We start from the raw sequence: 25,308 nt of genomic DNA, 5'->3' as shown, positions 1-25,308 counted from the left end.
ATAATATAGGCGCTGCCCCTTATCCAATATGAGCCAGCAGCTATGACATTGAAAGCAGATACCCCGATTTCCCGCCCAGCCAGATGCGCGCGCGCACTGGTGGCTTTGCTGGGAGCGCTGCTATTGGCCGATGCACTGGTACTGATGGGCATGGGGCATTTCAATGTGGGCGTGGTGCTGCCCGCCATGTTGGGTGCCGGGGCCTTTTGGCTGAGTTGGAAATGGCGTTCAGTGCAGCATTGGCGTGCGTCCAGGCCCTTGAGTCAAAGGCTGTGGTCGCTGGGCTGGGTCGTTCTGGCGCTGTGGCTGATCAGCCTGTTCTGGTTCTGGAGCCGCCTGTCCGGCCTGGGCCTTTCGCCGCAGCAAGTGCCGTCCGTTCAATCCATCATAGTGCTGGGCAGCGGTACGCTCGATGGTTATCCCAGGCCGGTGCTGGCCGCGCGGCTGGATACGGCCGCAGAACTGGCCAAGCTGCAGCCCCAGGCCTTGATCGCCGTTTGCGGCGGTGTGGACTGGGGTGAAAAAGAGTCGGAGGCCGAGGTCATGGCTCGCTATCTACAGCAGCGTCACGGTATTGCTGCACAGCGGCTGGTGCTGGAAAAGCTCAGCACCAGTACCGAGCTGAATCTGAAGCTCAGCCGGCCCTTGCTGGCCGAGCGCGGCGTGGCTGCGGATGCGCCCATGGCCATGGTCAGCAGCGACTTTCATCTGATGCGCGCCATGGATATTGCAAAGCGCCAGGATCTGCCCGAGGTCTATCCTGTGGCGGCGCCCACGCCCTTGGCCACACGTTTCAATGCCTGGCTGCGCGAATACTTTGCCATGGCCAGCAGCTGGTTGCTGGGCGAGGCCTGATATTTTATTAAATAACGGCTCTAGCGCATACCAGTATTGCGATTTAAGCTATCAATCAAGGAGTCATTCATGAGCAATCGTCCTTTCAAGGTTCTGGGCATTCAGCAAGTCGCCATCGGTGGCACCGATAAACAGCGCATGAAAAAGCTGTGGGTGGACATGCTGGGTCTGGAGCAGACCGGCACCTTTCAGAGCGAGCGCGAAAACGTGGACGAGGACATACTGTCCATGGGACGGGGCGCGATGAAGGTGGAAGTGGACATCATGCAGCCCATGGACATCGAGAAAAAGCCCGCTGTGCACGCCACGCCGCTGAACCACATCGGCCTGTGGATCGACGACCTGCCCAAGGCTGTGGAATGGCTGACGGCCAATGGCGTGCGATTTGCTCCCGGCGGTATCCGCAAGGGAGCGGCAGGCTACGACATCACTTTTCTGCACCCCAAGAGCAATGACGAATTTCCGATTGCCGGCGAGGGCGTGCTGATCGAGCTGGTGCAGGCTCCGGCCGACGTGATTGCGGCGCTGGGCTGAACGCTTCGGGCGGCGGCAGCCAGATTGCAGCAGCGTAATAGCTGCGATTGTTCTCAGAACTGATAGCCGAGCCTGATCCCGAAAGCTGTGGCGGACTCGGCATCAAAAGCCGCCAGGGTCATGCCGCCGCTGGAAATATCTATCGAGCCCAGACGTTGGTAGCTCAGCCAGGGCGTGAGCTTGAACTGGCCTTGCTGATAGCTCACCCCTACGGTGTAGCCAAGGCGGCCGTCGGTGGGGCGCAATGGCGACAGCGCGGCCTTGTCGCTGCGCTTGTCATAAGCTACGGCGACAAAGCCGGACCAGTTCGCAGCCAGCCTCTGCCCAAGACCCAGCGTGTAGGTGGTTGTGTCCTCCATGTCTGCCAAGCTGTGGCCTGGGAGTACCGCCGCCAAGGTCTGCGGATACAGCCTGAATTGTGACCAGTTGGTCCAGCGGATCTGTCCAAAGAGCATAGTGCCTGGCGTGATGCCTGTCTGGATATCCAGGTTCAAGCTTTGCGGGGCAGTCGATGCCGTCCTTGTTTCGCCCGGCCATAGGTTTTCACGGGTAGCGATCTTGTGCTTGATGGCAGAGTAATAGGTTGCAGCGACGCGCAAAGCCATATCCGGGCGCTCATAGCTCATGCCTAGTAAGTAGCCAGGCTCAGTACTGGGTCTGAAGTCCACCCGGTATCCATTGAGTGCTCCAAACACCATCCCCCCCAGAGCGACATGCCCTTCGGTGCGCTGCAGACGCAGCCCGCCATGTACAGCCCAGTGCTCATCCCAGCGGTAGCGCAGGGCTCCCATGAGCTCGTGGCTGCTCACACGGGCCTGCGTGCCGCCAAAAAGAGGCGATTGCAGAGGGCTGTAAGCGATGTCGAGGCCAAAAGGCTTGCTCAGCATGAGCAGCACCGAGGTGCGTGGATTCACATCCTGCTTGTATGCAAAGCCCCATTGGGTGTAATCGTCGGCGACTTGCCCAGTGGACTTGCCCAAAGCATCCGTGCCCTGGATCCGGGGCCGAACCGTATAGGTCTCTACGGAAAGATAGCTGCCGTTCTCAAATAGAGGTCCGAGATCCTGGCCTGTTCTATCAAGGCCGCCGGCCTGGGCGCAGAGCCCCCACATCATGGCTGCACAGCCAGCCCCCGCTTTTGCTTTTCTCAACACCTGCTCCAACGCTCTGATTCCAGTTGCATGAATGTAATTTAATGTGTCTAAGTGACAGGCGCATAGGTCTAATTGGAGGATGCAGGCTCGTTCGGTTGACGCTTTCGAGGCTCCAGAGAGCTACCAGCGTGGCTTATGCTGTGCGCTGCGAGTGATCGCCGCCCGACGCCCAAAGCCGCGCAGAAAAATGACCTCCATCTCGACCGTCCTCACGACTGCTTACTACGACCGCCAATACAACGCCCGCGCCAGCGTGCAGGATCCGCTTGCGTATCTGGTGCGCTACACGCAGGAAAGCCAGGCCGCGTTTGCATTGCCTGGCACAGTTCGCAACCAGCGCTACAGCCCCAGGGCTATGGATGTTCTGGATATCTATCTGCCCACAACTCAGGCAGCGAAAGCACAAGCTGCGCCTGTTCTCATCTTCATTCACGGCGGCTACTGGAAGGCCTTGAGCAAGGATGATTCGGCATTCATGGCACCCGCGTTGACGCGGGAGGGTGCTATCGTCGTGGTGCCTGACTACGATCTGGCTCCGGCTGCCACGCTGGACCATATCGTCGATCAGATGCGCCAGGCCTATGCCTGGGTGGTGCGAAATATTGCCATCTACGGCGGCGATGCCAGCAATATCTGTGTCTGCGGCAGCTCGGCCGGTGGACATCTGGCAGCCATGTTGCTGGCCAGGGGGTGGCAGCAAGACTATGACTTGCCGGTGCAGGCCGTGCCTCGATCGGTATTGACCTTGAGCGGTCTGTTCGACCTGCAGCCGCTGCTGACAACCCATATCAACGGTTGGATGCAGCTCGACGATGCTGCCGCGATACGCAACAGCCCGCGCTTTCTGCTGCCTGATGCTAGTACGCATGCTCAGTGTCAGCTGCGCGTGAGCTGTGGCGAGTTTGAAAGCCATGAATTCAAGCGCCAGTCGCGCGAATATCTGGCTGCATGGCAGGCGCGTTGTCTGCCGGGGCAATGGGTGGAGGCGCCGGCGACCAACCACTTTGATTTGCCGCTGCAACTGGCCAATCCGCAATCCGCCGTTCATCAAACTGCACTGCAGTTGATGGGGCTTGATCAGTCCTCATCCAGCATGCGCGCGGCCTGATTGTTGAGTGCCGAGTCTGCGCGGAAGTAACCGAGTACGGTGTTCACACTATGGTGCCCGGTCAATGCCATGGTGTCAGCCAGCGGCAGATTGCGTCTGCCGGCCTCGGTCACAAATCCCGAGCGCAGCGAGTGTGCCGAAAAGTCTCCTTCCACACCAGCCAGCGCACAGCGTTCTTTGACGATGTTTCGTACAGCAGCGGGAGTCAGTGGCTCTGCCACATGGCCTCCTTTGCGGATGCGCCTGAAGATAGGTCCTTCGGTAATCCGTGCGCCATCAAGCCATGCTTTCAAGGCAATGGCGGCACGGCCGGTAACGGGCTTGTGATTCTCGGGGGCATCGGTGCCGCTCTGGTTGGTCTTGCTATGACTCAGGGTGTAGATGAACTCCCCATTAGCCACAGTGCGCAGGAAACGCATATCGGCGCCAGCCACTTCGGAACGGCGACGCCCGCCACTGGCCCAGGCAAACAGCAGTAGCGCCCGATCGCGCAGGCCGCGCAAGCTGTCATCGCAGCTTGCCAGCAACTCCTCCAGCACATCGCGCGTCAGCGCCTCTTTCTTCTGCGGCAACTCGCCACGCCTTGCATAGGCCTTGCGCGTGCGCGACATCAGCTCCTTGACTGCCCCGTCCTGACAGGGATTGGGCATCGTATGCACCTGATGCGCCTTGGACATCACGGCCATGCGATGCACCAGCGTGCTGTGTGAAGGTGCCCCTTTTTTGCCCTTGTAGCCGGCTGCAACCAGGGCTTCATCGATTTCGGGCGGCATCTCATGAAGCAGGCCGGCACCGCTCTGCCTCTGGGCATGGTCGATGATGAATTGCAGCACCGTGGAAACCTGCAGCGGCAGTTGCATGGGCTGGCCAAGGCGCAGCAGGTGCCAGGCTGCCCAATAACGCATGGCGCTTTGATAGCTGCTGCGCGTATTGCTGGATTCGCCTTCATGCATCAGTTCCTTGATGGCTTCATGCGCTTTGGGGGCAAGAGCGGACTCCAGCACATCCTGTATCTGCAGGCGGTTGGCATCAAAAGTCACAGGAGCAGGGAAGGGCGAGGGCTTGCTTGAATCCATGGCGCTATTTTCGCCCGGACTTCCTCTGCCAGACGCTGTTGATTGGCGCCAGCCAGTCAAGAAGTCTGTAGAAGCCGGGCGGCTTTGAGCGGCAATTTCCAGAAGCGATTAGCAAGACCAGCACGGCATGCCGAAGGTGAAACGCAGGAGCGTCGCAAGCAGCTGCGCCAGCGATACGGCGGCGAGTATGTAGACGAATCAAAGAAATCTCTCTCGCTCAATGGAAAACTCCCTCTATCTACAAATTCAGATGCTGAAAACGCGGTAATGTATGTTGTCATCTGTATGAAAATTTCATACGTAATATTTAATACATAAAATGTATTGTGTATTACGTATAAAAAGTATAGATCCCGATAACAATCACTTATCGTTAGTTATCTGAAGAATAGATATGAATACAAGCAAAACTACGTCAAGAGGTGTTCAGGAGTCCGATGTCTGGGCTGCAGCGGATGCTTTGATTGCCCAGGGGCTGCGTCCGACCATAGAGCGGGTGCGTCAGCAGATAGGGCGAGGCTCTCCCAATACGGTCAGTCCCATGCTGGAGACCTGGTTTGCAACGCTGGGCCGTCGTCTGGGCGTGGCGGGAGAGCAGGACCCCTCCGTGTTGCAATCGGTGCCGGACCCTGTGCAGCGTCTAGCGGAAGAGCTCTGGAATACGGCACAGGAAGAGGCGAAAGCCGCAGCCAGCAAGGCTTTGGATCTTCGTGAACACGCTTTGAAAGCTGCAGAGCAGGCATTTGTGGCGCAACAGGAGCAACTCGCGCAGCGCCAGGCCACCATGGAAGCGCAAAAAGATGCGCTGAATCAAGCCCTGCAGGCAGCTCAAAATCACGCCCAAGACTTGGCCCGGCGTCTTGACGAAATGCAGCAAACGCTACAGGAACGCGATCAGCGCCTGGAAGAACTACGTGATGAGCTGAGCAATGCCGTACGCCAGCGCGAGTTGCAGCAGCAAAAGCACAGCGAGGAAATTCAGTCGGCCGCCGCCGAGCGCCAGCGCATGGCCGAACAGTACGCGGGCAACGAGCGCCATATGCTCAACGAGGTTGATCGTGCGCGGCAGGAACTCACGGCAGCGAGAAAAAGCCTGCAGGACCAGGAGCGCAAGGCGGACTCTCGCTATCAAGAGCTGCAAACTCGCTTTGAACAGTCTGAGCAGGAGATCCTGAATCTGCATGCCCAGTTGCAGACCGCACAGAACACGGCAGCATTGGCACAGGAGCGTGCTGCCGATCTCAAGAGCTTGCTGGAGGCGCAGCAAAGACTGGCGGCTGCAGCCAATGTAGCGGATCCAAATGTGGCCCAACCCCTGGCGCGTCGAAGCAATCTGGCGGCAACCCGACGCTCCATTAACCGGCGAACCTTGCGCTAACCGAATCCGGCAACTTAGGCTGCAGCTGAGCTCAGCTCAGTCTCGGCGCCACAGACTTGACCGCCGGCTTCTGCCGGCGGCTTGTCAATATTGGCGGTCAATGCCAAGCCTAACTGTAGAGCCCTGAGTATTTTGAAAAGAATAATCGGCCACATCATCCGCGAAATGGCCGGCGATTCCATGCTGGGCGAGTCCGTGGAGTTGTTTGCGCTGATGGATGAGGCAGACGAGTACAAGCACACGCTCAAGCAACTGATACGACGTCGTGAAGCAACGCTGTATCGTGAGTGGGGAACGCCTCCGCAAAGAGATGAAAATGCGGTCGATTACTACACCTTGATTGGGGTGAGGGCGATCTGATCTATTGGCTGATAATGGACGTCTGCGGCGCGCAAACGAGAGTGGCTTGCTATGAGTACAGGCTCAAAGCTGCTGAGTGACTGTTCACGGCGGTCTCCAAGTCAAGCGTTTGAAGGAGCCATGTCCTGCATCAATCGATAAAGTGCTTCAGCCACCAATGAAAGGCTGCGCTCTCGCTTCCGGACCATATAGATCTGCCGGTCCATACCCGGCAGCAGCAGGTGCCGCGCCACCAGTCCAGGCTTATCAAAGTGAAATAGGCTCAGCGCGGGAGCTACGGTGATGCCTAGTCCGGCTTGCACCAGTCCCATCACGGTGGCCAATTGCTCAACTTCAACGAAAGTCTGCATTTTTCGAGGAAAAAAGGCGGCATCCAGATACTGACGAACGCTGCTGTGGCGTGCCAGGTGGATGAACGGCCAGGAAGTCAGATCCTCCAGTGACAGCGAGACCTTGTCCGCCAATGGATGCTCGCTAGGGCACACCATATAGAAGCCGTCACTGCAAAACGGCTCTGCCTTCAGGTCGGGTGTATCAACGCGTATGGCAGCCAGCGCAAAATCCGCCTCTCCATTGGCCACGGCAGCAATGCAGGGCTCGGACAGCACGTCCAACACACCCAGCTGAACTCCCGGATGCCGGGCCGTGTACACCTTCAGTACTTCAGGAAGCCAGCCTGCGGCAAGGGATGGCAGCAATGCAACTGATACATGTCCCTGGGCCAGTTGTGCTGTATCACGCATCGCTCTTTCGCAGGCAGCGAACTCTGCGGCGAGGCGCTCCGCAGACTGCAGAAATCGTTCCCCTTCACGGGTAAGCACCACGTGTCTTGTGCTGCGGTCGAAAAGCTTGAGACCTACCGTTTGCTCCAAGGAGCGGATGAGTGCGCTGAAAGCCGGTTGTGACAGGTGGCACATGCTGGCGGCCTGGGTGAAGTTCTTTTGTTTGGCCAGTACCAGGAATGCCTGCACATCGCGCGACGATAGATTCATTTGAAATACGGATTAATTAATCTCAATAATCGATTTCACAGCTTATAGCGGTTTTTCTATAGTGGGCAACAGGAGGTTTCATGACAAGAGTGCAAAACGAAACGACGTCATTGCTCATCGGATGTGCGGCAGGCTTTTCCGGCGATCGAATTGATGCGGCTCAACCCGTCGTGCAGGAGCTGGTTCGGCAAAACAAGCCTGCCTTTCTGATCTTTGAAACGCTTGCCGAGCGCACTCTGGCACTGGCACAGCTTGCTCGTCGTCAGAATCCCGATGCAGGCTATGAGCCTCTCATGATGGAGTTTCTCCGGCCCGTGCTCGCCGACTGCCTCGTGCATGGCATTCGAATCGTTAGCAACTTTGGTGCGGCCAACCCACAAGGTGCAGCCCGGGCCATCGCTGCATTGGCCAAGGAGCTCGGAACGCGCCCACCCCAAATAGCGGTGGTTCATGGGGATGACCTCAGCGGACCCGCGCATTACCAGTTGCTCGAAAAAGCTCTGGGCTCGGACATGCCAGACCAGCAACTGGTGAGCGCCAATGCCTATATAGGTGCACGACCCATTGCCGAGGCATTGCTGGCAGGTGCAGACATTGTGGTGTGCGGCCGCGTCTCCGACCCCTCGCTTGTAGTGGGGCCTGCCATGGCCCACTTCGGCTGGGCCTGGGATGACTGGAATCGCCTAGCCCGAGCCACGATGACCGGGCATCTGCTGGAATGTGGAACCCAGGTCTCTGGGGGCTATTTCGCAGACCCCGGGTACAAAGATGTACCGGACATGGACCGTTTGGGGTATCCCATTGCCGAAATCGACAGCGCGGGCAACAGCACGATCTTCAAGCCATCTCTGACCGGGGGCTGCATCACTGCAGCCACGGTCAAGGAGCAACTGCTCTACGAAATCCATGACCCTGCTTGCTATCTCACGCCAGACGTTGTTGCCGACATCACCCAGGCAGAAGTGATTTCGGTCGGGCCTGACCGGGTGCGCCTGGAAGGCGTCATTGGTCACCCGAGGCCGGAGATGCTCAAAGTCAATGTCTGCTTTGAGTCAGGGTGGTTTGCCGAGGGAGAGATTTCCTACGCGGGCCCAAGAGCGCAAGAGCGCGCGCGTCTAGCCGCCCAGACCATATCCAGGCGCCTGGCGAACATTGCGCCCCTTAGAACAGACCTGATCGGCGTAACCAGCGTCTGGGGAAACGACACCAGCGACTGGCTGACTGAAGCAAGCATTGCCAGCGAATCCCGGGATGTTCGGCTTCGCATGGCCTGGCAGCATGCCGACCATGCAGTCGCAGCGCGTCTGCCACGCGAAATAAACGCCTTGTATTGCTGCGGCCCGGCGGGGGGAGGGGGCGTTCGCACCCATATGCGCCAGCGCCTGGGAATGGTGTCGTGCCTGGTACCTCAGCAACAGATTACGACTGGCTTCCACTGGACCAAGTCACATCAGGAGTAAGCCATGAACTCAAGCCTTACCGTTCCCCTTTACCGAGTTGCGCATGGACGCACAGGTGACAAAGGTAACCGCTCCAATATCAGCGTCATTGCATGGCATCCGGAGTTGTGGGAAGTGGTCTGCGAACAAGTCACAGAACAAGCCGTGATGCGTCTGTTTGCAGACCGCAAGCCAAGTACTGTTCGGCGATACCTGCTACCCAAGCTTAAGGCCATGAATCTGGTGCTCGACAACGTGCTTGATGGGGGGGTCAATGACTCGCTGAACCTGGACAGCCATGGAAAAACGCTGTGCTTCAGGGTGCTTGAAATGCCTGTCGTGGTTCCATGCCGCCTCGAGTCACTGCTGGCCGGTCCGACAGCCTGAATTTTCTACAACAACCACTAGGAGACAAACCATGAAATTTCTGACACGACGAACCGTTCTTGCATGCGGTGCAAGCCTGGCACTCAGCCCCTTGGCCTTTGCGCAGGGCGAATATCCAAACAAGCCTATTACCTTTGTCGTTCCGTTTGCCGCCGGCAGTGCCACAGACCAGCTTGCGCGCGCCATAGGGCAAGCAGTTTCCGAGCAAACCAAGCAGCCGGTCGTGGTAGAAAACAAAGGCGGTGCCAGTGGCATGATTGCGGCTCAAGCAGTGGCCAAGGCCGTGCCCGATGGCTACACCGTGCTCATCACGACCAATACGACGCATGCGGCCAACGAACATTTATACAAAAAACTCTCCTATGACCCTGTCAAGGATTTCACCCCCATCACAGGTCTGGGCAAAGGTGGGCAGGTTCTGGTCGTCCCTGCGACTTCGCCATATCAGTCCGTGGGCGAGCTGCTGAGCTACGCCAAAGCCAATCCCGGCAAGCTGAGTTTCGGCAGTGGCAGCTCTTCAAGCAGAGTCGCAGGAGAAATGCTGAAGCAGCTCGCTGGCGTCGATATCCTTCACGTTCCCTACAAGAGCAATCCGCTTGCCCTCACGGACCTTCTTGGAGGACAAATAAATCTGATGATTACAGACGTCTCCACGGGCGTTCCTCAGATCAAGGCCGGCAAGTTGCGCCCGTTGGGATACTCCACCCAGAAGCGCAGCGCGCAACTGCCGGAGGTTCCGACCATCTCGGAAGCCGGTGTCAAAGGCTATGACATGGGCTACTGGTTTGCCGCTTACACACCCGCCAATACACCAGCACCTGTGGCGGGCAGACTCAACCAATTGCTGGCCAAAGCCGTGAACAGCGCTGCGGCGAAGTCCTTCTTCAATATGTCCGGCTCCGAAGCCTGGACCACCTCAGCCTCGGAGTTGGCAAAATTCCAAGCCGCCGAAACCACCAAGTGGGGACAGGTCATCAAGGCTGCAGGCATTACCCCTGAATAAAGCAGAGGCAGCCCAACATCCTGGCCGCTATAACGTGCGAATAGCTTCATACGACTGAGCAGGCGCCTCAGCCTGTACGTTGCATACGGGATGTCATGCTTGCCGGATTCCCAGTTATGTACAGTCCTGGCCGACACATGAAGAAACTGCGCGCAGCCATGCAAATCCATGCCGAGGCTTCGGTACATGGCACGGAAGTTCTGAGCAAGCTGGAGGCGGGTATCACGGTCGTGACGCCTCAGTCCGAACTTCTTCTTCAGTAGATACGATGTATATTATGTTAAATAGCTTGGCCGTCAGGCTAAGGGCCAAGCTGCTTAAGGTGGGTGAGGTAAATCGTTATACAAACGCGAGGTAAAACGTTGTACAACAACACAAAGTCACTAGCTATCGATGCAGCCTAGCGATCATTAGCTTTTGCACTCGACGGTCATTGGTCATCGGTCGATGACACTACTACTTGGCAACACCGGAGGAGTCAAGGACAGACAAAATCCCACTGCGTGGGCTTACATTCAAAAATTTAAGTGCAGAGTGGCTCCAACGTAGATGGTATTGACTGCAGGAGCTCCGCCGCTACTAACCGATGAATTGCAGGGCTTCGGCACAACGGGTCACTCCTCGAACCCGTATATTGCGGGGATCGGCGTTGGAATGGATGCCCACGAATGAGACCTTTGCCTAGTATGTAAGTACTCGGACATCGAGACATACCAATCGTCATCGCGGATTCTGAGAGAGCGACGGTGTGTTTCAAATCCATCGACCTGCCAAAGGCTGCCTTTGTGATACAGGGCTTGGCATGCACGAAGCGAATCGAACGCATGTCGGAGCGAATACGCGAGACCAACCTCCTCCCCCTGCACTGAGATCACGTACCAGTGTGGGCGTATATCGAAGCGATATACGTCTAGGGAGAGCGCCTTGCTCTGGCACATGAATTCACAAAGCCTGTCCTCCTCGGCGTACCACAGCTGAGTCCCCTGCCCTGAGATCTGCAGCAGCAGCCTAGTTAAAGAGTTCGTGAACCAGGTAAAGGAGGAAATCAGCGCCTCGGCACATACTGTTGGCTCAAGCGAAAAAGGTATCCTGAAGTCGTTTAGGCCCACCTCATAGACAGGCTTTCCAAAGTGGCGGGCGAGGTTTCGGAGCGCAATCAATTTGCCCGCGTAAGCTCGCCATTGATCGAGGAGAGCGCAACAGGGGCAATCACCCGGAGACATAATCAGTATCGGCTGCACAGGCTGAAAAGGGCGTAGCGCATTTTGCCAAGGCAAGTGCGCCGTTCTGCGATGCCCGCAAATCGCCTTTACCCGCCTCGACAGGTAACGATTGACAGATTTGGCGATTCCGCAAGCGGCATCCAAGTCATGGTTCAGCGGGACGTATCGATTCTGCCGGGCGAACACCCACGTCCCGGAGCGCTCTTCCTCATTGTGGATGTTACTGACCGTGCACGGGAAATTGATGTCCAGCCATGACTCGGCTTTCGAGGCGTCGGTGGCTAGGTACACTAGGCAGTCGCATATGGTCTTATAGTCACGCGGGCTCCACGGTTCTCCTCCCAATTCAGCGGTGCGTAGAAACTGCACTGATCGAAGTTGTTGCAGCCACTCTTCGATGCTCATGAACGTCTCTTCGCCCGCAACAAAGCCCCCCAATGCTTTGTCTGCAAAGTGTGAGCCGCAAAAAGGCTGGTGACAGTGCTGGCACGCGAGGGGAAAATCGAACCACCGCGGTTCAAATTCGGGCATCCCGATTTTTGCACCACAGTGCTCGCAAGCATCTAGTAGCTCACACCCATGAACAGGGCATTTCCTGACGGTTTCGAGTTGAAAGAGCGGGGAGTGGAAACATTCCCGAAGGCATGACGGGCAAAAGCGGATACCTTTTACAGCCAACATTTCCCTGCCACTGTTCGGACCAAAACAGTTGCTTAGTGACCGAGCGTGAAAGTGTTTCGCAAAATCGTTCGTAACGCTTATTTCCGTGATCAGCTCTATGTATTGAGCCGGAAAAGTTCTGCTAGAAGGCAGTGAAACATCCCGCTTTTTTCGACCCGTCAATGCGCGCCAGAGGTCTTGCCCGCTGATGGCATTCATCCAAAGGAATCGATGCAACGCAATCCAGTCGCTTTCATACTTGGCGCAGCCCTTGACGACCCAGGTCATGCTCCACGGAAGCTCAACCATTACCATCTCCGATGAAAAGATCGCCTTCCGCTGCAGCCGACGTGGCTTCCCCCCAGAGTCCGTCTGAGCCCTTGAAAGATCCTTTATCTATCACCATCGCATCGAGCAAAAAGGAATGGATTGAATCGTTCACGAATGCCAGCCGGAAGCCGGCATAAAGGAGCATATTTGACTCGGCCCTACTGCATTTAATTAAAGATTTCCAGAGACGATCAGCTTCACTTTCCAATCTCCAACCAGCGTCAAATGCCTTCTTGCAGAAGAAGCGTGAGTACGACCAGTTTGAGCCAACCGGGAAGGTTAGTTTCGTATCGTATGCTGCCAAGTAATTTTTCAAATCCTTTACGGTGTGCAAACCTCCAAGCACATATTTTTTTACAAAAAATCGGGCCACGACGGCTCCATGGTCTTCTTCGGAAGTTAATTTCTTGAGAGAGTTAAGACCCTCCTGCCCCACCATAACAGTAACGAGGATGATTCCCTCTTGACGCATTTCATTCCAGATTTCGAGCAGGTACCGCATTTGCATGACCGTCAACATTTGTGCTTCGTCAACAAAAAGGAGACAGGATTTACTGCCCGCTTGAACCGCCTGGGCCATCAAGAATCGTGCAAGGAGATCGGCTGAATTCTGATAAGTTGAGGTTGGGCACCTGAAGGATCGAAGCATGTCGTCGCACAGGGCTTTCTTGGATTGACCATGCTGTCGCTTTGCAGAGTGATACAAGACGGCGAGCCATGGCATGTCCTCCTTGAGCCGTAACATGGTGTTTTCTATTGAGGTGGTCTTGCCCACACGAAATTCACCAGTTATGTATAGGCCGCTCTTGCGAGCTATCGCATGATCGCAGACGATCTCATAGAACGCGCTCGTCCCGTCGGTCTCGATGAAGTAGCACTGCTCAAGCATGGGATGAGAAGCTGCGAGCATTCGTCGAGAGTTGTCCGCGTCAAGATTTGCGGAGGAAAATCTTTCCTGTCGGAGCTGCTCAATTTCAGCGACAGCCTCTTCGATGTCGCATCTCTGGCTATTTTTCGCAGTTTCTTGACTATGCCGCGTTCCGTTAGAGCCCGGGGACTTCGCAGTACTTGCTCGCATTGTCGGCTCCATCGCAAGCGCTTATCGCGGTGATGGCGAGAAGAATGCACGCCGACCGCGCGGCTTCACCGTCGTAGGCTCGGGCGGAGAAGATGCTTTGTAAACGTACCGATATTCGGCAGGATCGTTGACGCTTCCTGGCACGTCCATCGTTCGAGCGAGTTTTCCGGCTTCCCGCGTGATTTTTGGATGCTTCTTCCCACGGGTCTTCTTTAGCACGATTCCGGCTAGATACCGCTGGTAATGCGCGACGGGGTCAAGCGATCGATCGATGAACACGCCATTGCGGTAAAGCCTGTTGATTTCCTTGCGAGTCTCGCGGGTGTGGGGGGAAAGTGCCCAAACACCGCTCACGTGAAGAATTCCAAATTCTGTTCCATCCGCGCGAAAAGCATGCACGGTGCGGTAGTCGCCTCGGATTTGCACCATCAGCTTCTGACCAACCAAGCTCCAACTCTGCCTCAGGATATCGTTTGTGTACTGGACTTCGTCAAGCTGGATGTACGGGGTACGGCCCTTTGCTCGAATGCCGCGCACCGTTGGCCATTCGACCTCGACTGCGATACATGGGTTGCTCACAAAGCAGGTTGGGTAGCGTGGGACGATTTGGAGACGGCTACTTTCCGCCCAGTCTGCAGCGATGGCTTCGTTCGGGGTCGCCATCATGAGTGCGTGCATTCTGCGTGCGTTGTGTCTTGTGACAAGTTTGTCGAGCAGCGCCTTGATGTCAGCAGCACGAATCTTGTAACGGACCGCCTTCTCCACTGGATCGCGCACCACTGGATCGTTCGGCCCGCTTCCCGTGGTTGATGAAATTCGTTTGAGCGCATTCTGAAACTCCGCGAAGATTCCTTCAACCACATTCCGCTCAATCCAGCTATGGACCTTGCCATAACTGATGGTGACACCCGTGCGTTTTCGAAAGTCTGTAACCACAGCGTTCGCTAAATGAGTTAAGTGGTTGTCGACGCAGAGGGAACACACACGCCGTCCGTTTGCAGCTGGAATTACAGCTGCCGGGAACCCTTCGTCTGGAAGTTGTGCGAGATCTATAAAGGCTTCGTGCTCTATGCATGGTGGCGGGTGAATCGCGAATTCGAATGCCTGCAAAAAATCAAGGGTGCGAAAACGATTAGCGATAGACCAAGAGTAACCCAGTATGGCCGTTGTTTTGAAATCGACGATCGGACAAAAATATCCGCGTTTGAGCGGTACTTCAATTTCCTCATCCGCTATTTCTATGGTTATCGTTGAAATATCCGGAAATTGGTATTCATCATAGGCTGTGCGCTCGTAGGCAACCAACGGTCTGAAGATGGCTATCTTGCCTGAATTACGGCTAAGACCTTCAGTTGCTTGATCGCCAAATTTTGACCTTGCTGCGTGGTCATCGCCGCCGTTTATGCGCTTTTTGATATACGCACAAAGCGCCTCGTAACCGTGGCGAGACGTCGTGAATGGATATTGGTCAGGGCAATGCCCGGCCTTGCGCAGCTTGGTGAGGAACTCCTGGTGAATAGCCGAAGAATTTAGCCCTGCGGACTGAATTTTGGTTCCGTCATCCGGCTTTAGCCGGTGGATCAGCCAATCTTTTACGGAGGGATATTGATTCAACAAATAAGTAAATGCGCCTGCTAAACCAGAACCATCGATGCCTGGCAGGGGTTCGAGGCTTCGAACGTAGCCGTCTCGCTTGGTTTCAGGCACCAATGCGCGGAATCCCTTCGCGCGACCGTCACTATGCTCTGAAGTGCATTTCACAAGATAGTAATGAAGCAGGCTTCGTTTGATTCCGAATTGGCGGTTTATCTCTGCACTCTTGACACCATCGCACGCCGCCTTCACGGCCGCTTCGAGACGATTGAATCGAATCGCTTCTGATTCAGACAGCAACAGCACATTCACACCCGGCCACTGCGAATAATCCAAAAGCTCGGGGGCGATTTTGCGATTAGGCATAGATAACATCTCGAGGTGCGATCATCGTTTCTGCACTTAGCGGTCGCATTTCCAAGTCGCTGCGCAGTTTGCCAAGCTGTACAAGCAGGACTGTCGTTGAAAACACAAGTTCCCATGGATCGTGAGTGCATCTTTTCAGATTACCAAGTGTGGTTGCTTCGCGGCTTGCCTCAAGCACCCATTTCATGAGGTGCTCCCAACGGGATTTCACTTCTACCCTCGACTGAGCGAGAACCGGTGCGATGTGCAACCAGTCATGGAGCAATCTATTTTTAGCTTGCACGTCTTTTTCGCTGAACCAGCACCAGTCTGCATTCACCGAGTCGGCGACACGCTTTTGGATTTCGGCCTGAAGCACTGCGCGCTTGCGGCGTTGATCCTCCAAATACTTCACTTCAACATAGCGTGTTCGCCCTGACCAGAGCTTTACGATCGCATCGGGTTTGGACCCAAGATATCCCTTGCCTTCAATGAAGGCAATCACTCGATCGGGATCGACGTCGTAACTCTTGACGGTCTCGTCTGCTTCAAGCAACAAACCATGCGCGAATTCCAAATCACTGCTAAAGACAACGTCCTGGTCGTTCTTTGCACTGTAGAAATATGTGATGCTGCCGACACTCTTTCCTCGCATCCTTAGTGCAGAGCGAAGCGTTTGACTAGCACGCAAAGGAGCATGCCCTTTGATGGTGTTTGCTAAGGAAGCATCCATAACATTCGCCAGCATCAGCTGGACCCTTTTTTGAAATGGAGACATTATTGATGCCTGAAAAAACAGAAAATTCAAGTAATCATTTGTTTTCCAGGGTAAATTCTATTTCCATAGATTTACGATGGTGCCCTACCCTTCATTTTTTCGTGCCTTAATCATGGTCACCTTGCTGGATAAAAATATTTACCGTACTGATCGGTCTCATCGTCTTTTCTGTCACGGCAAACCTCGTGACAGTCACAGGCTTGGTTGATCTGGAATGCTTGGAGCGTTAACGCCTCTTGGCTCCGGCAAGGGCTCGTATCAGACTCTGTCCATGGAGGTGACAGTCAAGGCCGGGGCGATTCGAATGTCGTTAAAATCGGTGGTAGATAGGAGTCGATCTATATGAGCGCAGCCTCGCTAATCGCAAACCATATGAATGTCCCCTACGGCAAGATCGTCAGTGAGGAGGATGTTGCCGCATCGTTCAGGCATGGGAGACTGTCGGCGTCAAACCTAGAAGCAAATGCAATTCTTGCCTTTTTCTTCAATGAAATTGAGCCTAGCCTCATCATCCGATGTGCTAGGGAAGTGGGGGTGAGTCTCCAAACCGCCAACGCCCTTTACAAGGACACGCTGGTGCGAGGATGTTGTGCATCCCCTTCCTGGGAAGAGGCTTTCGGGGCTTGCGCCTGACACACATATAGCCAATGCGAAACGACTTTGCGATGTTAATTTCCACGCAAAACTGACCCGCCGGGGGCTAGTGGGTCACTTCTGGGTGGAAATCTCTAGGCTACGGGTGCTGGCGATCGTTGTCCTCCATTCCGCTTGGAGGTGACCGCATGCTTGAGCTGAACAGCGGCAGCATGCGACCCGTTGCTGTCGTTTGAGCTTTGCTTGTCTACGCCTGCTGTGTAGCGTCGGGTGACTATCGCACGTTGCTGTGAAAAAGCACTCCGATGGAGTGCTTTTTGTTTGCGTTGGTGTTGAGGATTTCGCTCAGGCCGTAAGTTCGGTGATCTGCGCATGGGCGTTGGCCATGCCTTGTTCTACGCCATGCGGGCGGATGTCCATGCCTTCCGCGTAGACGAATTCCACCTCGTTGATGCCCATGAGGCCGAGCACCGAGCGCAGATAGGGCGTGACAGCGTCGGTCATCTGCCCCAGGTGAATGCCGCCGCGCGAGCTGAAGACTACGGCACTGACGCCTTCCACCAGACCCATCGGATAGGTTTCTGTGTAGCGGAAGGTCTCGTGGGCGCGGGCCACCAGATCGAACCAGTTCTTCAGTGCTGTCGGCACGTTCAGGTTGTACATGGGAGCGCCGATCAGCAGTAGGTCGCTGGACTTGAGTTCGGCGATGAGCTGTTCGGCGACCACACTGTCTCTGCAGGCCAGTCGCTTTCGCTGCCCGTGGATGGCGCTATCGTGCACGTACAGATGGGCCAGCCACTTGAGGAAGTGCTTGAAAACCTCAAAGTCGTCGTTGAAAGAATCGTCGCTAGGTAAGACCGCGTGTGACCTCTGCAGCTAAGGTCGTCATTAGTCTTGCAGGACGAAGCGCCAACTGTGCACTGAGTGACCACTTCTGGCCGTTAGCCAGCCTCTCAGGGCATTCCATTTCTGCCATACAGACGATAACTCGGCCTACGGCTTAAGCGCTCGTAATAGTCCCGTACCGCCGGATAGTCCAGGTGCGCCAGCGGTGTTTCAAACCACCGGTTTACTGACAGTCCAACAGGTATGTCCGCAAGAGAGAACGCCTCGCCGCAAACGTAGGCACCGGTCGAATCCAGTTGCCGATCCAGGATCCCCATATGCTTCGACCATTCCCGGCAGCCGGTTGCCAGCGCATGGCTGTCCTGGTGCTCGGGAGAGTGCCTAACCAATGACATGAAGGCATAGCTCCAGGACTTGTTGAGATCCGTTGCCTGCCAGTCCATCCATTGGTCAACTCGCGCCCTCGCCAGCGCATCGAGCGGGTAAATCTCAGCGCCGCTATAGCGGTTGGCCAGATAGCGAATGATGGTGTTCGACTCCCATAAAACAAAATCGCCATCCTGGATGACCGGCACCATGGCATTGGGATTGAGCGCCATGAATTCAACCGTATGGGTCGACTTGAAGCCTGACCCCCAATCCTCTCGCTCAAAAGGTATGTCCATTTCGGCGCAGGCCCAGAGTACCTTGCGTACATTGATTGACGATGCCTTGCCCAACACGCGCAACATATCCTGCCTTTCTTCTGCCGAGTGACGCTTTCAGGTGAATCTATGCGGGCATTGATCGTACAAAGCGAGCCGGCCAGTTAGAAAATCATCCACGTCTCGCCGCATTTAAGCAGCACTTAGGCTTTGGGTTAAATCTGGGCGATGGCTTCTGGCAGATTCTTGCAGTCGCTGCTCTACCCGAAGCTGTTGATCGGAGGCGCACTGCAGCTGTCTGCTTCTGGCCGGTAGGAGCCTTCGTCCAAGGACTGTTCACGGCCATTTGCCGTCATCTAAGCTTCGACGACCGATGCCTGGTATGGAGCGATTGCTGCGGCTCATGGCTGCATCGAGCCATCAGCAGTCAAGGTCATGAGCGTGACGAGGTCACGCCTGTCATAGGCTAGGCCATAAAAAACGATGCCCCCCTGGGGAGCATCGCTTCCTTGTTACTAATCTTGGCAGGGATAGCTTTGAGGTCGAGGCTGCTGATTGTGCCGTACCGACGACTCACGGCGCTAGCCGATCAAGCGTTCTCCAGGACGCTCCCTGATGTCCATGAAATGCACGAGTGGGCCGGATGACGGCCGTATCAGCAATCAAATTTGAGAGAGGATCTCCTCATCCTTCTCGAGGCCTTGGGAAGCGACCGTGTTTTTAGTCTGTGCCTGTAGGGAGGTTCCGGGGGACATCAAGCGATGCGAGCCAACCGCGGAACCGGCCAACAGACCACTGCCTTCGCTCGCATCGTGGGCCTGTAGCTTGAAGGCTGCCACCACTTCGGCCAACTGGTGCGCCTGCTGCTGCAACGACTGCGCCGCTGCTGTGGCCTGTTCCACCAGCGCGGCGTTCTGCTGCGTGCTCTGGTCCATCTGAGTAACGGCGCTGCCGACCTCGGCAATGCCCCGGCTTTGCTCCTGGCTGGCATTGCTGATCTCGGCCACGATGGCCGTGACGCGGTTGACACTGTCCACCACCTCCCGCATGGTGGTGCCCGCCGCATTCACCAGGCGACTGCCCGTGCTGACTTGGCTCACGGAATCATCGATCAACGTCTTGATTTCCTTAGCGGCCTCGGCCGAACGCTGCGCCAATTGGCGCACCTCGGACGCCACCACGGCAAAGCCGCGGCCCTGCTCGCCGGCGCGCGCGGCCTCCACAGCCGCATTCAGCGCCAGGATGTTGGTCTGGAAGGCGATGGAGTCGATGACCTGGATGATGTCCACGATACGGCGCGCCGAGGCCTCGATGCCGCCCATAGTCTGCACCACCTGGTCCACCACGGCGCCGCCTTGTGTGGCCACTTCGGAGGCATTGCTCGCCAGCTCGCTGGCTTGGCGCGCGCTGGCCGCGTTCTGCTGAACAGTGGCAGTGAGCTGCTCCATAGCCGCAGCGGTTTCTTCGAGCGAGCTGGCCTGCTGCTCGGTGCGCGAGGACAGGTCTTGGTTGCCGCTGGCGATCTCGCTGGTGGCAATCCGCACTGACTCCGAGGATTGGCGGATGCGCAGCAACACGGCAGCGATCTTGTCAGTGAAATGATTGAATGCCGTGGCGATCTGGGTCAGTTCGTCCTTGCCCGCGGTATCCAGGCGCCGCGTTAGATCGCCTTCACCCGAGGCAATATCCTCCAATGCATCGCGCACGACTAAGAGACGGCGCAGTAGGCGGTTCACGCTGGCCGACAGCAGCGCCACGGCCACCACCACACAAAGCGCCGCGATCAGCATCTCCATCTGCAGCAACTGGCGTGCGGCGGCAGTAGCCTCGGTCTTGTCCACGGCCACGCCCAGCAACCAGGGCGTGCCCTCCACCCGGGACGCATAGACCAGCTGCGTTGCGCCATTCACGTCCACTTCGGCACTGCCACCGTCCTGGGCCAGTTTCTGCAGCAGCCCGCCATCAAGCTGCGGCGCGATGCCGGTGGAGGGCTTCATGACCAGTTCCGCCTTGGCATAGGCCAGGATGTTGGACTGCCCGTCCAGCAGGAAGGCAAAGCTCTTGCCCGTGGCGTGGATGGAGTTCACCTTGCGCGTCACAGTATCCAGATGCATGTCCGTGCCAACCACGGCGGCGTACTGGCCGGCCGGCCCTACGGGCTCGACGAAGCTGATCGTCAGCTTGCCGGTGCTGGCATCAATGTAGGGAGGTGTCACACTGGGCTTGCCTGCCTGCACGGCCTGCTTGTACCAGGGGCGCTCCGTACCGACATAGTTCTCTGGCATGGGGTGGGAGAACACATGGGCACCGCTGGCGTAGACGAAATAGGTATCGTCGAAATTGCCGGCCTGCTTGGCCGCCAATAAAAAGGGCACGGGCTCCTGCTTACCTACTGCCTGCTGCAGCGAGCTGGTGATGCGCTGCTTGTCTCGCACCCACTCGGCCAGATCATTGGCATGCAGCTTCGTGAGCTGGCTTATGCGCTCGTCGAGCGAGCGCTCGGTACTGCTACGCACCGAGAAAAAGGTGGAGAGCGCCAAGGCAAGCAGTGAGAGTGTGGTGATGGCTACACAGATACCGATCAGGCGTGCACGCAGGCTATTTAACATGAAAACATTCCACAAAGCGTAATAATTTGTGGGAAGTCAATGTACCTTGATTCAGGTAATGAGAATTTCTTCGCGAGGGAGGAAATTTCCCTAAGACCTTTCAATTGATCTCTTGGCTGTTGCGTTATCGGTCACGTCACTCATAGGCATGCACTGACGACAAGAGGCGGACCGCCAGGATTGAGTGGTAGCAAGTCGAACTGGCTGCTGCCCACAAGAAGACTCTTGTGAGGCAGCTGTTCAGGACAGGCGACCTTCAAAGACCGGTGCTGGCGTCAGGCAAGTTGCCGTCGTTCACGCATGGCTGCTGTTGCTCAATGCAGCCATTGCGCCAAAGCTGTAGAGAAATTCTGCTCTGCACCTTGATGCTGTTGCCGGAGTCTGATGAGCACCAAGTGACTGCTTATGCGCGTACTGAAGTGGTGCTATCGACCCGTATGCGTCACTCGACGATCCGTACCGAGCGACTGCAATAGCGGCAATTGCCGCCACTGATCACAATGGCCTGGTCTATTAGCGGCAGTTCTATGGCTGCCATCCGACTGCCGCGTTTGCCTGTCACCCGATAGAGCGAAATTAAAGTTTCTGGTCCTTGTTCATGTAGCGCGCGACATGAAGTGCATGAATACCCCCGATTAAGTCCTACTCACGTTTCGGCATGGGCTTCACTAGACCACGGAACACCACATAGTTGCTGTCATCCACGTACTGCAACTCTTTCCCGTCACGTACTACACGGTAGCAGATAGGCTCGTTCTTACTGATCTCTGGTTGCAGCAAGCACAGCCGGTCGTTCTTGATGGACCAGTGAGCTGATTTCAATCGCTCGTTCTCAAGCCGCTCAACGCGCCCATCAGGGAAATACTTGTGCCCCCAATGGTGGTCATCAGTCACATACTTGCCAACGATTACGGCGTGAATTTGCGAGCCGGTGAGCTCGCCATGCCCAACTGCGGCTGAAGCGGCAGTCAGGCTTACGGCCTGGACACATACGGCGAGCGCGAGGCGGGAAACCCAGGCCCGATGACGGACCTGGGGTTGTAGGGAGAACGCAAACATTTTGATGGTCTCGGTCCAGGTGGTTAGGCAGTCATAGTCGGCGGCCAGTTGTGCGTCTCGGCCTGGCAGGCGCGGCACCACGCATAGAGCGCGTCGTACATCACCATGCCGTGGTGGAGCATTTCGTGGTCGTCGCTGAAGTTGTGCGACAGCCCGAGCGACAGTGCATAGAGCCCTGCCGACTGCGGCGTCAGATCGAGCCGCGAGGTGTCTGCGCCGCGCACGATCTCGGCCAATTTATCCAGCGCCGGATCATGGAGCTGGTACTTCGCCAGGAAGGCATCAAAGCTGCACAGCTCGCCCACATGGCTCAGCTCAACATTCGGGATGTCGTAGGGGATGGCGCCGGTGGCCTTGGCGGTGCTCAGCACCTCGCTGGCAGGCACATAAAGAAACTCTGGCTCCTTGTCGATGAAGCGCGCAATCAGCCAGGGGCAGGCGATGCGGTCGATCTTGGGGCGTTCACGGGTAATCCATTGCATGGTGCTACTCCTTTGCTTCCAGTGCGAGGCCAGCGGCGCGACTGGCCTCGATGCCTCCGGTCACATAGCGCGCATCGAAGCCGCGCGCCCGCAGAGCGAGCGCCACGGACTGGCTGACATCGTGGCCATGTACGCAGTACAAGAGGACAGGTTTGGAGGCATCGAGTCCCGCGCTCCACTCGGCCAATTGGGCAGGGTCTCGCCAGGTAGCTCCGGTCAGGCGATCAGACGCTTTCACGTAGTCGGCCGCCCGGCGCACGTCAATGAGCTGGGCGTCAGGGCCGATTTCCTGCGGTGCGACCGACCAGGGCTGTGCATTCGCGTCAACGGCGGCGGCATAGCGACGCGCCACTTCCTTCCAGCGGATGTTCTGCATGAAGGCATCCACATAGGCAGCCGCCTTGGCGCCGAAGTCCATGTGGTAGGCGTGCTCGTACATGTCCAACGCCAGGATCGGAGTGGCCCCGGCCAGCAGGTGCGTGTGGTCGGCAGCCCAATGGGTGATCAGCCGCGATTCACGGCTTGACCAAGACAACAGTGCCCAGCCCGAGCCGCCACCCATGGCCTTGGCCAGTGCGCTGAACTCCGAACGCCAGCGGTCGGCGCTGCCGAAGTCACACGCCAGAGCCGTGGCAAAGCTTGAATCCGGCAAGACGTCGTCGCCGCCCAGCGAGTCGAAGTACAGCTCGTGGAGCCAGGCCGAGTTGGCGGCGATCAGCTCCTCGCGCTTGAGGCCATTGATCGTGAATACCGGTGCACTCGGCCAGTCCAGTTGTTCCAACTGCTGTCGAATGGCGCCCAGGCGCTTGACGGCGCCGGTGTAGTTGTTTGCGTGGTGGCTGACGATCAGCTTCTCCGACAGGCCGTTGAGGGTCGCCGGATTCAGGGTAAGAGGACGTGGCTGCAGATCCATGGGATGCTCCTGTGTGGGGATGTCGTTAGTTGCTTGAGCCCGCGTGAAAACGGCTGAAGGCGGTCACGCTGTCGGCCTTGGTCCAGACGCCGGCGGCGCCGGCCCCGGCGATATGGCTGTCGTCCAGCTCGATGTAGCGCTTGCCGTCCAGCGCAACCGCGATATGCATTCCGGAGAATTCGACTCGCAGGGTGTGCCAGGAGGCAGGGGCCACTGGCGCATCGATGTACTTGATGGTCTTGCGAATGCCACCCTCAACGTAGTACAGCGAGACGTTGTTCTCCAGCGCATTGGCGCGGGCGACGTAATAGTTGTCGGCGTTTTTCCAGCGCCAGACGACGCCACCTGCCTGGTCTTCCCGGCCCGCCAGGGGCTTGAACCGTGTTTCGACATAGCCGTCGGTGATCGAGGTTCCCACTTTCACGCACCAGGGATAGGTGCCGTGCCCATCCTGCAGCAACACCCTGTCAGAGTGAGTGGAGCCGGGTTCGGTAGTGATGACCCAATGGGGTGTACCGCCGCCAGTGACGCCGCAGCGCCAATAGTGAGGGGATGCGCCAAGGACAGTGCCATCGAAGCCTGGAGCCTGCGCACTCGCACTGGAAGCCAGCGCAGCCAGGGTGATACCAATCAAGATGCGTTGCATGGTGTTCTCCAATCAACTGTGCGTAACCAGCGGATGGACGAGCAAGCCGATGAGGGCTGCCGCAACCACAATGACCGGCTCGGGAAGTTTCTTGAAGCGCCACAGGATGGCTGCGGTCGCAATTGCCAGCGCTGCGGTGATCCAGTCGGAGATGGAACGCTGGCCAATGACGATCACTGCCCCCGCGATGGAGCCGATGGCGGCGGCGGTGACGCCATCGACAAAGGCGATGACATCCGGGCGCTTGCCATATTTCTTGAAGTACGGCGCAGGGATCACCGTGAACAGATAGCAAGGCACAAAGGTGGCGGCTGCCGCTGCCACGGCTCCCCAGAAGCCTGTGACCAGGTAGCCGATGAAGCCCGTAGTGATCACCACCGGGCCCGGTGTGATCATGGCCACGGCCACCGCATCCACGAACTGCTGATCGGTCAGCCAGCCGTATTCCTTGACGACGCCGCCGTAGAGGAAGGGCACGATCGCCAGGCCGCTGCCGAAAACGAAGCTGCCGGCATAGGCAAAGTACAGGCCGATCTGCTTGAGCTTGGTCCAGTCGATGGTGCTGAGCGCGAACATTCCGACCAGTGGGGCCGTCACGCCGTTCAAATTTCCGCCGCGCTTGAGCCATGCAGGAGGTGCCCGCCAGAACCAGACCAGCACGCCAGCACCGAGGAACAGCCAGACCTCTTCCGACTTGGTGATCACGGTGACGGCCGCGCTGATCAGGAAAATAGGCCACAGCAGCTTGTCCTTGCCGATGCTTTTGGTCGTCAGCTTGTAAGCGCTCATGGCGATGATGCCGATCACGGCGGCCCCCACGCCATAGAACACCGACTGCATCCAGCCGATACCGCCGTAGGTCACATAGGCCGCGCCAAGCGCCACGACCATGAAGAAGGATGGGACAACAAAGGCGATCCCTACGAGGGAGGCGCCCAGAAACCGGTAATGGACATAGCCCAGATAGATGGCCAACTGCGCGGCCAGCGGTCCCGGCATCAGTTGGGCGAGGGCCAAGCCTTCCTTGTAGTCGGCATCGGTGATCCACCGGCGCTTTTCCACCAGATCGCGGTACATATAGCCGGCCAAGGCCACGGGGCCGCCAAAACCCCAACTGCCTAGAGCCAGCATGTAGCGCACGAGCTGCCAGAGCGTGTAGCCAGGGGAGCTGAAGGCGCTCTCTTCGGGCGCCATCGTTGTGTTGAGGTCGTTCATATGGGGC

General features: G+C 57.0%; 24 protein-coding genes and 1 pseudogene. 10 read left to right on the top strand and 15 right to left on the bottom strand.

Annotation, left to right across the window (positions count from 1 at the left end):
• Positions 1 to 42 precede the first annotated feature (42 nt).
• Both Cth01_RS20530 and Cth01_RS20525 read left to right on the top strand, forming a co-directional pair.
• On the top strand, positions 43 to 855 hold the full coding sequence (locus tag Cth01_RS20530) for a YdcF family protein (protein ID WP_052703397.1): 813 nt from the start codon (positions 43 to 45) through the stop codon (positions 853 to 855).
• A 69-nt stretch (positions 856 to 924) separates the two neighbouring features.
• Positions 925 to 1,389, top strand: a complete 465-nt coding sequence (locus Cth01_RS20525) for a VOC family protein (RefSeq protein WP_034355415.1) — start codon at positions 925 to 927, stop codon at positions 1,387 to 1,389.
• Between the two features lie 53 nt (positions 1,390 to 1,442).
• On the opposite strand, the gene Cth01_RS20520 is transcribed toward Cth01_RS20525, so the two are convergent.
• Positions 1,443 to 2,543, bottom strand: a complete 1,101-nt coding sequence (locus Cth01_RS20520) for an outer membrane protein transport protein (protein WP_233425240.1) — start codon at positions 2,541 to 2,543, stop codon at positions 1,443 to 1,445.
• Positions 2,544 to 2,730: 187 nt separating this feature from the next.
• Between Cth01_RS20520 and Cth01_RS20515 the strand changes: the two genes are divergently transcribed.
• Positions 2,731 to 3,651 carry an alpha/beta hydrolase gene (locus Cth01_RS20515; protein ID WP_045840233.1) on the top strand — a complete coding sequence of 307 codons (921 nt, stop codon included), beginning with the start codon at positions 2,731 to 2,733 and terminating at the stop codon, positions 3,649 to 3,651.
• Here the strand turns inward: Cth01_RS20515 and Cth01_RS20510 are convergent.
• Entirely contained in the window at positions 3,621 to 4,727 is a 1,107-nt protein-coding gene (locus Cth01_RS20510; protein WP_045840232.1) for a site-specific integrase, read from the bottom strand. The two genes, Cth01_RS20515 and Cth01_RS20510, sit on opposite strands and share 31 nt — an antisense overlap.
• A gap of 394 nt (positions 4,728 to 5,121) precedes the next feature.
• Between Cth01_RS20510 and Cth01_RS20505 the strand changes: the two genes are divergently transcribed.
• The gene (locus Cth01_RS20505) at positions 5,122 to 6,105 is read left to right on the top strand and encodes a DNA-binding protein (RefSeq protein ID WP_034381129.1); all 984 of its coding nucleotides are present in this window, start codon (positions 5,122 to 5,124) and stop codon (positions 6,103 to 6,105) included.
• Positions 6,106 to 6,303: 198 nt separating this feature from the next.
• A pseudogene (locus tag Cth01_RS20500) lies at positions 6,304 to 6,462 on the top strand (bifunctional aspartate transaminase/aspartate 4-decarboxylase); the annotation flags it as partial.
• A gap of 104 nt (positions 6,463 to 6,566) precedes the next feature.
• Here the strand turns inward: Cth01_RS20500 and Cth01_RS20495 are convergent.
• Entirely contained in the window at positions 6,567 to 7,457 is an 891-nt protein-coding gene (locus tag Cth01_RS20495; RefSeq protein WP_034410083.1) for a LysR family transcriptional regulator, read from the bottom strand.
• Between the two features lie 80 nt (positions 7,458 to 7,537).
• On the opposite strand from Cth01_RS20495, the gene Cth01_RS20490 reads away from it, so the two are divergent.
• The 4 genes from Cth01_RS20490 (at position 7,538) to Cth01_RS24465 (ending at position 10,549) form a co-directional block, all read left to right on the top strand.
• Positions 7,538 to 8,917 carry an acyclic terpene utilization AtuA family protein gene (locus tag Cth01_RS20490; protein ID WP_034381122.1) on the top strand — a complete coding sequence of 460 codons (1,380 nt, stop codon included), beginning with the start codon at positions 7,538 to 7,540 and terminating at the stop codon, positions 8,915 to 8,917.
• A gap of 3 nt (positions 8,918 to 8,920) precedes the next feature.
• Entirely contained in the window at positions 8,921 to 9,283 is a 363-nt protein-coding gene (locus Cth01_RS20485) for an AtuA-related protein (RefSeq protein ID WP_034381119.1), read from the top strand.
• A 31-nt stretch (positions 9,284 to 9,314) separates the two neighbouring features.
• The gene (locus tag Cth01_RS20480) at positions 9,315 to 10,286 is read left to right on the top strand and encodes a Bug family tripartite tricarboxylate transporter substrate binding protein (RefSeq protein WP_045840231.1); all 972 of its coding nucleotides are present in this window, start codon (positions 9,315 to 9,317) and stop codon (positions 10,284 to 10,286) included.
• A 137-nt stretch (positions 10,287 to 10,423) separates the two neighbouring features.
• On the top strand, positions 10,424 to 10,549 hold the full coding sequence (locus tag Cth01_RS24465) for a hypothetical protein (RefSeq protein ID WP_267884621.1): 126 nt from the start codon (positions 10,424 to 10,426) through the stop codon (positions 10,547 to 10,549).
• Positions 10,550 to 10,900: 351 nt separating this feature from the next.
• Here Cth01_RS24465 and Cth01_RS20475 read toward each other — a convergent pair whose 3' ends face one another.
• From Cth01_RS20475 to Cth01_RS20460, 4 genes are read right to left on the bottom strand one after another with little or no spacing between them, the layout of a single operon-like run.
• The gene (locus Cth01_RS20475; RefSeq protein ID WP_072248284.1) at positions 10,901 to 12,478 is read right to left on the bottom strand and encodes a TniQ family protein; all 1,578 of its coding nucleotides are present in this window, start codon (positions 12,476 to 12,478) and stop codon (positions 10,901 to 10,903) included.
• A complete protein-coding gene (locus tag Cth01_RS20470; protein WP_169749772.1) occupies positions 12,471 to 13,577 on the bottom strand; it encodes an ATP-binding protein in 1,107 nt (368 codons plus the stop codon). The genes Cth01_RS20475 and Cth01_RS20470 overlap by 8 nt, the downstream gene beginning before the upstream one ends.
• 21 nt (positions 13,578 to 13,598) lie before the next feature.
• Positions 13,599 to 15,536, bottom strand: coding sequence for a hypothetical protein (locus Cth01_RS20465; protein WP_045840228.1), 1,938 nt, complete (start codon positions 15,534 to 15,536; stop codon positions 13,599 to 13,601).
• A complete protein-coding gene (locus Cth01_RS20460) occupies positions 15,529 to 16,323 on the bottom strand; it encodes a PDDEXK family nuclease (RefSeq protein WP_139032112.1) in 795 nt (264 codons plus the stop codon). Before Cth01_RS20460 ends, Cth01_RS20465 begins: the two co-directional genes overlap by 8 nt.
• A 312-nt stretch (positions 16,324 to 16,635) precedes the next feature.
• Between Cth01_RS20460 and Cth01_RS20455 the strand changes: the two genes are divergently transcribed.
• Positions 16,636 to 16,926 carry a hypothetical protein gene (locus tag Cth01_RS20455; protein WP_055477413.1) on the top strand — a complete coding sequence of 97 codons (291 nt, stop codon included), beginning with the start codon at positions 16,636 to 16,638 and terminating at the stop codon, positions 16,924 to 16,926.
• A 306-nt stretch (positions 16,927 to 17,232) separates the two neighbouring features.
• On the opposite strand, the gene Cth01_RS20450 is transcribed toward Cth01_RS20455, so the two are convergent.
• The 8 genes from Cth01_RS20450 to Cth01_RS20415 form a co-directional block, all read right to left on the bottom strand.
• Positions 17,233 to 17,667, bottom strand: coding sequence for an FMN-dependent NADH-azoreductase (locus Cth01_RS20450; protein WP_428839337.1), 435 nt, complete (start codon positions 17,665 to 17,667; stop codon positions 17,233 to 17,235).
• 173 nt (positions 17,668 to 17,840) lie between these two features.
• A complete protein-coding gene (locus tag Cth01_RS20445) occupies positions 17,841 to 18,464 on the bottom strand; it encodes a glutathione S-transferase family protein (RefSeq protein WP_045840224.1) in 624 nt (207 codons plus the stop codon).
• A gap of 575 nt (positions 18,465 to 19,039) precedes the next feature.
• Positions 19,040 to 20,986, bottom strand: a complete 1,947-nt coding sequence (locus Cth01_RS20440; RefSeq protein WP_082085693.1) for a methyl-accepting chemotaxis protein — start codon at positions 20,984 to 20,986, stop codon at positions 19,040 to 19,042.
• A gap of 642 nt (positions 20,987 to 21,628) precedes the next feature.
• Positions 21,629 to 22,045: a hypothetical protein gene (locus tag Cth01_RS20435; protein ID WP_139032113.1), complete on the bottom strand. Its 417-nt coding sequence runs from the start codon at positions 22,043 to 22,045 to the stop codon at positions 21,629 to 21,631.
• Positions 22,046 to 22,068: 23 nt separating this feature from the next.
• A complete protein-coding gene (locus tag Cth01_RS20430; RefSeq protein ID WP_045840223.1) occupies positions 22,069 to 22,527 on the bottom strand; it encodes a chromate resistance protein ChrB domain-containing protein in 459 nt (152 codons plus the stop codon).
• 4 nt (positions 22,528 to 22,531) lie between these two features.
• The gene (locus Cth01_RS20425) at positions 22,532 to 23,440 is read right to left on the bottom strand and encodes a Fe-Mn family superoxide dismutase (RefSeq protein ID WP_045840222.1); all 909 of its coding nucleotides are present in this window, start codon (positions 23,438 to 23,440) and stop codon (positions 22,532 to 22,534) included.
• 25 nt (positions 23,441 to 23,465) lie between these two features.
• Positions 23,466 to 24,086 carry a hypothetical protein gene (locus tag Cth01_RS20420; protein ID WP_045840258.1) on the bottom strand — a complete coding sequence of 207 codons (621 nt, stop codon included), beginning with the start codon at positions 24,084 to 24,086 and terminating at the stop codon, positions 23,466 to 23,468.
• Positions 24,087 to 24,098: 12 nt separating this feature from the next.
• Positions 24,099 to 25,301, bottom strand: coding sequence for a chromate transporter (locus tag Cth01_RS20415; RefSeq protein ID WP_045840221.1), 1,203 nt, complete (start codon positions 25,299 to 25,301; stop codon positions 24,099 to 24,101).
• Positions 25,302 to 25,308 lie beyond the last annotated feature (7 nt).

The sequence above is a fragment of the Comamonas thiooxydans genome, assembly GCF_000964545.1.
Taxonomy (GTDB): domain Bacteria; phylum Pseudomonadota; class Gammaproteobacteria; order Burkholderiales; family Burkholderiaceae_C; genus Comamonas; species Comamonas thiooxydans.
The sequence above is the reverse complement of the archived record's forward strand: the minus strand, read 5'-3'. Positions and strand labels throughout refer to the sequence as shown.